Annotated in this window: 9 protein-coding genes and 1 pseudogene; 4 read left to right on the forward strand and 6 right to left on the reverse strand. The window is 39.9% G+C overall.

Annotated features, from left to right (window positions below; genetic code table 11):
• The first annotated feature begins 342 nt into the window (after positions 1–342).
• Both NWP21_RS03905 and NWP21_RS03910 read left to right on the forward strand, forming a co-directional pair.
• Positions 343–1,686, forward strand: a complete 1,344-nt coding sequence (locus NWP21_RS03905) for an ATP-binding protein (RefSeq protein WP_271733915.1) — start codon at positions 343–345, stop codon at positions 1,684–1,686.
• A 152-nt stretch (positions 1,687–1,838) separates the two neighbouring features.
• On the forward strand, positions 1,839–3,158 hold the full coding sequence (locus NWP21_RS03910; protein ID WP_280791688.1) for a tellurite resistance TerB C-terminal domain-containing protein: 1,320 nt from the start codon (positions 1,839–1,841) through the stop codon (positions 3,156–3,158).
• A 311-nt stretch (positions 3,159–3,469) separates the two neighbouring features.
• Here NWP21_RS03910 and NWP21_RS03915 read toward each other — a convergent pair whose 3' ends face one another.
• The 4 genes from NWP21_RS03915 to NWP21_RS03930 form a co-directional block, all read right to left on the reverse strand.
• Entirely contained in the window at positions 3,470–3,721 is a 252-nt protein-coding gene (locus tag NWP21_RS03915; RefSeq protein ID WP_280791689.1) for a hypothetical protein, read from the reverse strand.
• A 116-nt stretch (positions 3,722–3,837) separates the two neighbouring features.
• On the reverse strand, positions 3,838–3,966 hold the full coding sequence (locus tag NWP21_RS03920) for a hypothetical protein (RefSeq protein WP_348519751.1): 129 nt from the start codon (positions 3,964–3,966) through the stop codon (positions 3,838–3,840).
• 64 nt (positions 3,967–4,030) lie between these two features.
• Entirely contained in the window at positions 4,031–5,386 is a 1,356-nt protein-coding gene (gene gor / locus NWP21_RS03925) for a glutathione-disulfide reductase (RefSeq protein ID WP_271730887.1), read from the reverse strand.
• Positions 5,387–5,472: 86 nt separating this feature from the next.
• Positions 5,473–6,003: a peroxiredoxin gene (locus NWP21_RS03930; RefSeq protein ID WP_271730886.1), complete on the reverse strand. Its 531-nt coding sequence runs from the start codon at positions 6,001–6,003 to the stop codon at positions 5,473–5,475.
• 165 nt (positions 6,004–6,168) lie between these two features.
• Here NWP21_RS03930 and NWP21_RS03935 point away from each other — a divergent pair, with 165 nt between their 5' ends.
• Entirely contained in the window at positions 6,169–6,606 is a 438-nt protein-coding gene (locus NWP21_RS03935; protein WP_271730891.1) for a Fur family transcriptional regulator, read from the forward strand.
• Between the two features lie 44 nt (positions 6,607–6,650).
• Here NWP21_RS03935 and hisG read toward each other — a convergent pair whose 3' ends face one another.
• Positions 6,651–7,298, reverse strand: coding sequence for an ATP phosphoribosyltransferase (gene hisG / locus NWP21_RS03940; protein WP_271730885.1), 648 nt, complete (start codon positions 7,296–7,298; stop codon positions 6,651–6,653).
• Positions 7,299–7,355: 57 nt separating this feature from the next.
• Between hisG and rppA the strand changes: the two genes are divergently transcribed.
• The gene (gene rppA / locus NWP21_RS03945) at positions 7,356–8,039 is read left to right on the forward strand and encodes a two-component system response regulator RppA (RefSeq protein WP_280791690.1); all 684 of its coding nucleotides are present in this window, start codon (positions 7,356–7,358) and stop codon (positions 8,037–8,039) included.
• A gap of 274 nt (positions 8,040–8,313) precedes the next feature.
• Here the strand turns inward: rppA and NWP21_RS03950 are convergent.
• Positions 8,314–8,439, reverse strand: a pseudogene (locus NWP21_RS03950) (7,8-didemethyl-8-hydroxy-5-deazariboflavin synthase subunit CofG); the annotation flags it as partial.
• Positions 8,440–8,748 lie beyond the last annotated feature (309 nt).

The following is an 8,748-nucleotide window of genomic DNA, read 5'->3' on the forward strand; positions in this document are numbered from 1 at the left end:
GATAATGTAGTATTAATCACAAATTACATCATTTCCCGTGGGGCTAATTATTGACTAAGAGTAATTATGATTCTCAATACCTAGACTAGAAGTACCAGCATCCTCAACCCCATAATTATATACAGCCCTATTTTTATAGATCATCACCAACGCCAAAAAACCGGATATTTTCAGCACGTCAAAGATTAAGAATTTATCCCGGAGCAATCGGTTTCAGGGAAGACAAAGATCACACATTCACATTCGCGGAGTCTATGTTAACAGCCATGTAGATTTTGACTTTACTACCAGGGTTAGCAGACAATTGACCATAGTGCCTTATTTAAACTACCCTGTTAATTGATGGATAATCCAGCGATGCCACGTAATTCATCCTATAGCCATAGCCAGGTTCAATTTCTCCAATGTCAAGCAGCATCACTTTTACTCTACCAATCTGTATTGGAAAGCGAAGTGGGGATGGCATTTCTTGATCTGTTGCAAGCTATACGTTACACTGATGCCGATGCACGGAGTTGTCTCAAGGCTTATGGCAGTTATTTTTATGCATTAAGTGCTAAACATCAAAATTGGGAAGACTACCTAATCAGTCAAATTCTCCGTAGTGAGAATCCTTTTAGTAAACTGGCTCAACAGCAAGACTTTGAAGATTTACCCCGGTCGTTACTAGCAGCAGTGGAGCATGATTTACAGGTGTTGCAGAATCTTTATGAATGTAGTAGTGCTTCTTTGAGCGAGTGGGTGCAAACTGTAGCTCAGTTACCCATTTCACCTATTGTCTGGTACACAGAGCAAAACATTGGTATAGAGACAAAGTTCAAAGTATTACTACAAAAGTTAGATAATTGGGGCGATGCTGTGGAGGATTTGGCAGCTCATTATCGCCAGTGTGGCACAGGCTTATTTGTAGAATATCATGCGTTGCGCTGGCAAGAAGGTAAGTTTGTAGGTATCAAGTACCCTGACCCGATCAACCTGAAAACTTTAGTGGGTTACGAGTCTCAACAAGAAACTTTAATCAAAAATACAGAGTTTTTATTATCAGGAGAGGTGGCACAGCATATACTACTTTACGGTAGTCGGGGGTCGGGTAAATCTTCTGTCGTCAAAGCTTTGTTAAATGAGTATAGCGATCGCCATCTACGTTTGCTCGAAGTCACAAAATCTGATTTGCACAATTTGCCCAAAATTGTCGAGCAGTTGCGGGGAGTACCACAAAAATTTATTATCTTTGTTGATGACCTTTCCTTTGAAGAAGATGATGATGCTTTTAAAGCACTTAAGGTAGTTTTGGAAGGTAATTTGACTGCACGTCCCCAAAATGCGGTGGTTTATGCTACTTCCAACCGTCGCCACTTAATTCGCGAGTTTTTTACAGACAGACCCACACCCAAAGATCATGACGAAATCCACTCCTGGGATACAATGCAGCAAAAGCTTTCTTTTAGCGATCGCTTTGGTATCACTCTCACTTTTGCACCAGCGGATCAGGATACTTATTTAAAAATTGTCCAACATTTAGCAGCACAAGCCCAAATTAATATTACTCCCGAAGATTTAGAATATCAAGCATTACAGTGGGCAACCCGCCACAATGGTCGTTCTGGACGTACAGCAAGACAGTTTATTGATTTCTTAAAAGCAGATTTAACAGTATCTCATCCCCATACATATCACATCCCATGAAATCATCACTTAAAATCGATTACAAGCCCCTATCATGATGTTTGTTTACTTTGAACATGAAATTAGTTCTCTGGTGATATTTTGTTCTAGTAAACCCTAAAATCCACAAAGAATTATAGTTAGATATTTCACAATTATCTTGCTAAGTAATAATGACATTAAAACATACCTATCCTAACAACTCAAATAGCCTGAGAAAAACCAATATGCCATCAGCAACCATCAGTAATCGATATATTTTAGGTATCGTCGCCTTTAGTATCAGCTTTGGTATTAGTCTTGTCCCCCAGTGGAATTTCAACCAAGCCTTAATCACCGGTATAATTACTATAATTTCTACCTATGCAGCCATATTATTTACAGATAAGCGCCGTGGGAATTATGAAATGATGATTTTAACTTCCAATCGCAAGCGCATTAAAGAAATGGAGGGACTAAAACGGCGGATTGTTCAAGAAGTTAATCAAATAGAAGAGATTCGTAACTTCTTGTACGCAGATTCACAAAGCTTGGAAAATCAAATATCAGAGTCTCGTATTCAAAGAGATAAAATTCATAGAGATTTAGGTATATTTGCAGCCCAAAAACAGCAGTTAGAAACCGATACCATTAACCTAAGTGCTGAAATAGAAGCTCTGGAACAAAATAAAACAGAACTGCATCATACCTGCTCTCAACTCACAACCGAAAAACGTCGTATGGAGTTGAATTGTAATACCTTTCGCGGTGAAATTATGCAGTTGCAAAATCAAATCTATCAACTCCAAGAAGAAAAACAAGAACTTGAGACTAATGTCACTCTGTTAGGTAGACTCAAACCCCAACTAGAGGAAAAAATGTATGAACTGCGAACGGAAATTCAAGCACTAGAAACACAGATTAATGAGAAAAAACAATTATTATTATCTACCAAAACTGAAACGGAAAATTTAGCCGAAAACCTCAATTACCTAGAAAATAAAATCACCGAAAAGCAATCAGAATTACAGCAACTCACATCAGAAATATCCTTATTGCAAGCAGAAAGAGACTCATTACAAAGCCAAGTATGGGAATTACTTCAACAACCAGAAACATCAAATCCAGAACTATCACCTGAAAATTGCCATGAAGATGGCAATGATGTGTTTCCTTTTACGGAGTTAATTGATTCTGTAGAGACAATCAATACATCTGAGATTTTACCTGAACAATGGCAGAAACTTTTAGAAATCCTCCCCAACCATGAAATTCAGGCGTTAAAAGCTATAGTAGAACAAGAGCATCCCCTGGTAACTATTGAGGAAATTGCCCAATCCAACAGTACCACCCCCAGTTTATTAATTGATTCTCTCAATGAACACGCCCAGGATGCTATTGGAGAACTAATAATTACAACTAATGGGGAACATCCTCAAGTGTCTGAAGAGCATATAGTTAACGCCAGAAAAATCCTGACTATGGATGAAAACCTCAGAGTTAAACAAGATTAATCTAATTAACTACTGCTATATGATTCATCGCCCCTTATTATTCTCGACTATGGCTGTAGATGTCTTTTCCAATCTACAATTACTCTTTGAATGAATAAACACATAATAATAAAGCCAATCAATACTGATAATGGAGTTAAATAACTCCAAGAGTATGACATTTTATCTAAGATATGCCAGGGTAGGATAAAGATCAGCAGGTAAGTTAATCTGTGTATATTCTGCCATTTCTTTTTTAAAAGTTTGACACTCCAATCATTAGAAGTAATTGCTAGTAAAGTTAGAATAAAAAATGAGAATATTCCTTGAAACTAATGAATATAAGTAAGAGGATTTAAGAAATCAATATTGTGTTTAAACACTATCAGTAAACCATGGCTGCAAGCTAAAACATAGGATGCAATACCAATAATTCGCCGTTTTTTTCCTAACCAACGTAAGGTTTGATTTTGGCGCGTTTTGGGGAAAACAGTTTTGAATATGCTGGGCGTTAAAGTCAATATGTAAGCTATCAGTGCCAATAAGCCAAAAAAGTTAGCCAAAGCTACAGACTGAAGAGACATAAGTAAACTCTTTTAATTAAATCTTGTATGTAACAATAATATACCATCTGTTAATGATGTCAAGTGCAAAAAATGCCCTAATCTAGGGCATTGTTCAAATTTATTCAACTAATAACCTATCCCATGGTGACAAATTCCTCAGCCGAGGTGGGATGAATACCGACGGTGGCATCAAAATCAGCTTTAGTAGCACCCATCTTCAGGGCGATCGCCACTCCTTGTATAATTCTTGTATAATTTAAGATGCCAGTTTAAGCGGGCGTAAAACCCCATCCCCTCGTGGGTGGGGCCTTTGACCCAACTAATAACCTATCGCATGGTGACAAATTCCTCAGCCGAGGTGGGATGAATACCGACGGTGGCATCAAAATCAGCTTTAGTAGCACCCATCTTCAGGGCGATCGCCACTCCTTGTATAATTTCAGCAGCGCTATTACCCACCATATGGGCCCCTAAAACCTTGTTATTACTTTGATCAACCACTAATTTCATCATGGTTTTTTCATCCTTACCGGCCAATGTATAATACATTGGTCTAAAGCGACTGCGGTAAACTTTAATCGCATTACCATATTTTGCCCTAGCTTGGGCTTCAGTTAAGCCAACCGTTGCCGCCTCTGGAGTAGTAAAAATTGCTGTAGGTACATTTTCGTAACTCATCCTACGGCACTTATTACCGAATACCGTATCTGCAAAGGCTCGCCCCTCATTAATCGCCACAGGAGTTAAATTAATATTATCTGTACAATCTCCTACCGCATAGATATTTTCTTCAGTAGTTTGACTGTATTGATCTACAATAATCGCGCCTTTACTATCGAGCTGAACCTGAGTATTTTCTAAACCTAACTTTTGCGTGTTGGGTTTACGACCAGTAGCTGCTAAACTGACCACATCCACAACTACCGTTTCCTCCTCCTCATCACCCCGACGGATTTTGACGTTAATACCCTCTGGGGTTTTTTCTATAGCAGTCAATTGGGAATTGGGGAGAATTTGAATACCATGCTTACCCATTCCTTCCTGAATTTCATTGCGTAAATCTTCATCAAAACCACGCAAAATCTTGTCATGACGAATTATCTGGGTAACTTCGCTACCCATACCATTGAGAATACAAGCAAATTCTGAACCGATGTATCCCCCCCCTAAAATTACTATGCGTTGAGGTTTTTCCTGTAAATGAAAAATATCATCGGAAGTAATAGCGTGTTCAATTCCAGGAATATCTGGCTTAATAGGATAACCACCTACTGCAATTAAAACTTTATCAGCAGTAACTTGACGCTCCCCCACCTGAATTGTATGAGCATCAATAAATGTAGCGTATCCTTCCCAGAGTTCAACTTGGGAATTATCCAGCATCTTTTGATAAATACCATTTAGGCGAGTTACTTCATTGTTAACCGCCGTGATCATCTTTTCCCAGTCCAGGGAACTTTCCACCGCACTCCACCCATATCCTTGAGCTTCTGCAAACAACTCAGGAAAATGGGATGCATAGACCATTAACTTTTTAGGGACACAGCCACGATTTACGCAGGTTCCGCCTAGTCGGTCAAACTCAGCCACCCCTACCTTAGCTCCATATTCCGCCGCACGTCTAGCGGTGGCAATACCACCAGACCCAGCACCAATTACAAATAAGTCGAAATCGTAACTCATGTGTCCCTCAAATTTTAGATTTCAATCTGGGGAAAGGGCAATGCCCAATTCCCAGTCCCTTAAAATATTACACACCAGTAGGAGTTTTAAGCTCCTTTGAGGTAATTGAGCATGGTATCTGCATCGGAAACTTCAAATGGGTCTGTAGGACAGTTATCCTCGTAACCAGGCTCAATGAAAATCTTTTCAATTTTGCAGTCATTCACTACCATTGAGTAGCGCCAAGACCGCAGACCAAAGCCCAGGTTAGACTTATCAACTAACATCCCCATTTTCCGGGTAAATTCACCATTGCCATCGGGTAATAAAAATACCTTATCAGCCCCTTGTTGCTTACCCCATTGGAACATAACAAAGGCATCATTCACAGATACACAAATGACCTCATCAATACCTAGGGCTTTGAATTGGTCATACAGTTCTTCATAACGGGGAAGGTGAGAAGTAGAGCAAGTGGGGGTAAAAGCTCCAGGTAGTGAAAATACTACTACACGCTTACCACCAAAAATATCTTGTGTGGTGCGGTCTTGCCAACGGAATGGGTTTGGTCCACCAATCGACTCGTCACGCACCCGGGTTTTAAAGACAACATTGGGAACTTTTTCGATCACAGCCATAGTAATATTATCATCACTTAGAACTATATCAGAATAATTCTTATTTAGGAAAATTTCAATAGTTATAAATACTTAAATATTCAATTAGTGAACACATAATACTAATTTATTACTGGCGGTGACTATAATAGGGACATCGTTAAAATGAAAAATGTAGCCGCAAATATGCAACAAGAGGCACACACAATTATTCAAACCTTGAAATCAAAGGGTTTGAGGGTGACTCCTCAGAGGTTCGCAGTTTATGCAAATTTGTTATCTCGGTGTGATCACCCTACAGTTGAGACCATCCTGGCGGATCTCAACAAAGACTTTCCCGTGTCATCCCAGGCGACTATTTACAGTTCGCTACAAGCCCTACGGGAGGTGGGTCTTGTGCGGGAGGTATTACTAGAAGAGGGGGTTTGTCGCTATGATGCCAATGTAGAACCCCATCATCACTTTTACTGTAGTCGATGTGGTGCCATTGAAGATATTCCTTGGGAAACCTTTCAATGTATAGATGTGAATAACATAGGTCAGGGTATACACTGTGAAAGCTATGAGGTGATTGTTAGGGGTTCGTGCGATGGCCGGCGAGGACATCTGTGCCCCAAAGCATAAATAACTACTCCAGAATGATTGAAACATCCTGGAGATTACTGTTTCTAAACCACAGTTACAGCTACTTCCTGGCGCAGTTGTTCTACTAATTGATGCAAGTTACCTGTATTGAGACGATAACTCAGAGGATGAGCAATCAACCGCGCCGTACTTTCATACAAAGTAGTAATTTCTACTAAACCATTTTCCCGTAGAGTCCGCCCAGTAGAAACTAAATCGACAATCGCCTCTGACATTCCTGTAATGGGGCCTAGTTCCACTGAACCATACAGGGGTACAATTTCTATAGGTAGATCCAGACTATGGAAATATTCACGAGCGCAATTAACATACTTAGAAGCAACTCGACCATGGGGAGGTAAATCTAAAGGTGATTTATAGGCACTAGATGCTTTGACAGCCACCGACATTCGACAATGACCAAACTGTAAATCAACTAAATGTGCAACTTGGGGTTTTTTTTCCCGCAGCACATCATAACCAATAATCCCTAACTGTGCCTGACCATATTCTACATATACAGGTACATCTTGTCCCCGCACCAGTAGCCCTGTGGCTCGCCCACTAGCGTCGGGAATTTGCAGTTGACGCATTCCAGAATCTAAAAAAGCGCTAAAATCCAATCCTACAGACTTGAGTAGGCGGATGCTATTTTTGAGTAGTTCCCCTTTGGGCAATGCTACAGTTAACATTTTCTTTTTGGCAGTTAATTTATCTTGAGAATATCTTGATTGCTTACCATAAGCAGCATGAGAATTTTATTAGTTGACGATGAAATTGAACTGACTGACCCCTTAAGTCGCCTGTTAACCCGCGAGGGTTACTATGTGGATATAGCTTATGATGGTGTCATAGGTAGCCAATTCGCCGCCGTAACTACCTATGATTTACTGATTTTAGATTGGATGCTACCAGGGAAAACAGGTTTAGAGATTTGTCAGGAATTGCGCCGCCAAGGTAAAATTACACCGGTACTATTTCTCACAGCCAAGGACACCCTAGATGACCGTGTACAAGGTTTAGATGCGGGTGCTGATGATTATTTAGTCAAACCCTTTGAACTGCGAGAATTATTAGCACGAGTTAGGGCTTTATTGCGTCGTGCTGGTTCCCCCACCCATGAAACCACTCCTGGACGCTTGATCGCGGCTGATTTACAACTAGATTATCAAAATCAAGTGGCTTATCGTCAAGGACGGGTGATTGAGTTATCTCAAAAGGAAACTCAACTGCTAAAATACTTTATGGAAAATACAGGAAACCTACTCACCCATACCCAGATTTTACAAAATCTCTGGCAGCAAGATCAAGAACAACCAAATAGTAATGTGATCGCTGCTTTGATTCGCCTACTGCGGCGGAAAATTGAACTAGGGAAAGAACAACCACTTATTCATACTGTTTACGGGAAAGGCTACCGTTTCGGAAGGTGAACCTCAAGTTTTTTATTTGCATTTGTAGTTTTTCTCGCAGCTGTTGTGCTTGCTCATAGATAGCTTGACGTTTTTGGACTGGTTTGATTTTTTCTACAGGTTGGATCAAGTAAGTTAACTGCGCCATTGTTGCACAGCCGTTTTTAAATCACCAGTCAACCAATGATAAAACTGGGGATATATAGATATATATGGGTAAACGTGGTAATAACTCCCACCCCGCAGATTGTAAAATGGCTTTTAAAGCCTGTTCTTCCCCATGGGGATAATGAAGAACAGTATGTAACAGTGCTGGGGTTAACTGTTCGAGCATCAAACCCATGGAAACATTAACATTTTTTAGCCGTTGCATCTCGGTAAAACTCAGGATTCCCACATTAGTATGTGGTAAAAATCCCATATCATATATATCCCAAAGTTTTTACCCCACCCTAACCCTCCCCTTAATCAGGGGAGGGGACTAGATTTATGTTTACACTCTAGTGTTACCCAGTAAAAGGGTTAAATCCTTACAGAGTAAGGGTTTAAGACTTATGTTAAGTTTTTTGTAAAAATATTTGTCAAAATGCTTTACAAATCGAAACAATTGATTTAGTATGTAAACAACAGGTACAAACACCTACCTGATTCATACATACATAACCGCAATCATAAACAAATGACCACAACCTTACAACAGCGCCAAAGCGCCAACGTATGGGATCGCTTC

Origin of the sequence: Anabaenopsis sp. FSS-46 (genome assembly GCF_029891665.1) — a bacterium.
Classification (GTDB): domain Bacteria; phylum Cyanobacteriota; class Cyanobacteriia; order Cyanobacteriales; family Nostocaceae; genus Anabaenopsis; species Anabaenopsis arnoldii.

Bases quoted from the DNA above. Each gene is read 5' to 3' on its own strand.
- hisG (WP_271730885.1), bottom strand. From the start codon at position 7,298: ATGTTAACTGTAGCATTGCCCAAAGGGGAACTACTCAAAAATAGCATC.
- NWP21_RS03910 (WP_280791688.1), top strand. From the start codon at position 1,839: ATGACATTAAAACATACCTATCCTAACAACTCAAATAGCCTGAGAAAA.
- NWP21_RS03935 (WP_271730891.1), top strand. From the start codon at position 6,169: ATGCAACAAGAGGCACACACAATTATTCAAACCTTGAAATCAAAGGGT.
- NWP21_RS03915 (WP_280791689.1), bottom strand. From the start codon at position 3,721: ATGTCTCTTCAGTCTGTAGCTTTGGCTAACTTTTTTGGCTTATTGGCA.
- gor (WP_271730887.1), bottom strand. From the start codon at position 5,386: ATGAGTTACGATTTCGACTTATTTGTAATTGGTGCTGGGTCTGGTGGT.
- rppA (WP_280791690.1), top strand. From the start codon at position 7,356: ATGAGAATTTTATTAGTTGACGATGAAATTGAACTGACTGACCCCTTA.
- NWP21_RS03930 (WP_271730886.1), bottom strand. From the start codon at position 6,003: ATGGCTGTGATCGAAAAAGTTCCCAATGTTGTCTTTAAAACCCGGGTG.
- NWP21_RS03905 (WP_271733915.1), top strand. From the start codon at position 343: ATGGATAATCCAGCGATGCCACGTAATTCATCCTATAGCCATAGCCAG.